The organism is Micromonospora sp. LOL_024, from assembly GCF_048060415.1.
In the GTDB taxonomy this organism is placed as follows: domain Bacteria; phylum Actinomycetota; class Actinomycetes; order Mycobacteriales; family Micromonosporaceae; genus Micromonospora.
Genome location: NZ_JBHMIS010000136.1, coordinates 1 through 1,323, shown reverse-complemented (window position 1 = coordinate 1,323; position 1,323 = coordinate 1). Strand labels below are relative to the sequence as shown.

The window sequence follows — 1,323 nt, the reverse complement described above, 5'->3', positions numbered from 1 at the left end:
CAGAGCCAAAGCAAAGTTAGTTGATCTTCGTTTTCCCTGGTGACGGCCACCCCGGTGAACGGACGCGGCCTTCCTCAGTGGACGATGGTGGTTCTCTACGCCAACCGTCGTCCACCAGAAAGGCCGCTCATGTCAGTCTCGCATGCGGTCACCGACGTCGTCACGAACCGGTCCGGGAAGGTCGACCTCGGGCGGGTCACCGCACTGGCCGAGGTGTTCGGCCAGGTCAGCGATCCGCGTAAATCGAAAGGCGTCCGGCACCCCCTCGCTGCGGTGCTGACCGCGCTGACCATGGCACTGTTGTGCGGGGCACGTGACTTCCGGCAGGCCGCCGACAGGGTCGCCGAACTCCCGCAACCCCTCCTCGCGGCCGCGGGCGCCCGCCGGCACCCGGTCCTGGGCATCCGGATCCCGCCCGGACGTGACACCCTTCGCAGGCTGACCGCGTCCATCGACGCCACGGTCATGGACCGCCTGATCTGCACATGGCTGAACACCCTGCTCGACGCCCACCCCGGCACCGGACTGGCCCTGGACGGCAAAACCGTGCGCAACACCCATCCCGGCACCGGCCTGGACGTGCAACTGTTCTCCGCCATGCGCCACGACAACGCGGTGGTCGTCGCGCAAGTCCAGGTCCCGGCCGACACCACCGAAGTCACCCAGATCGCCACCCTGCTCGACCCGATCGACATCACCGGCATGACAATCACCGCCGACGCCGCCCACCCCAGCCGCGACACCGCCGCCTACCTGCTCAAACGCGACGCCGGCTACGTCTTCACCGTCAAAGGCAACCGGCCCGGCCTCCTCACCGCGATCACCGACCGGCTCCCCTCAGCCGTCCCCACCCTCGCCGCCGCCACCCACACCGAACACCGCAACGGCCACCGGATCACCCGCACGATCTGGGCCGCCCCCGCCGACGGCGTCGACTACCCCGGCGCCGCCCAGGTCTTCCGCATCCGCCGCGACACCTACGACCCCGACGGCCAACGAGTCAGCAAACACATCACGCACGGCGTCACCAGCCTGACCTGCACCGCGACCGAGATCGCCGCCCACGTACGCGGACACTGGGGAATCGAGAACAGAATCCACTGGGTCCGTGACGTCCTGCTCGGCGAAGACGCCCACCACGCCTACCTCGGCAACACCGCCCACACCATGGCGGCCCTACGCAATCTCGCCCTCGCCCTGATCCGCCTCGCCGGTCACACCCGCATCAAACAGATCATGGAACGACACCACGCTGACAAAATGCTCATCCCAGCACTACTCAAAGCAGTCAATTAGTGACTAACCGACTTTGCTTTGGCTCTG

Annotated in this window: 1 protein-coding gene; it reads left to right on the top strand. The window is 67.0% G+C overall.

Annotated elements, in window-relative coordinates; translation table 11 throughout:
- Nucleotides 1-129 precede the first annotated feature (129 nt).
- Nucleotides 130-1,296 (top strand): ISAs1 family transposase, encoded by a 1,167-nt coding sequence (locus ACFHWY_RS28535; RefSeq protein WP_416583334.1) that lies wholly within the window; start codon nt 130-132, stop codon nt 1,294-1,296.
- The last annotated feature ends 27 nt before the right edge of the window (nt 1,297-1,323 follow it).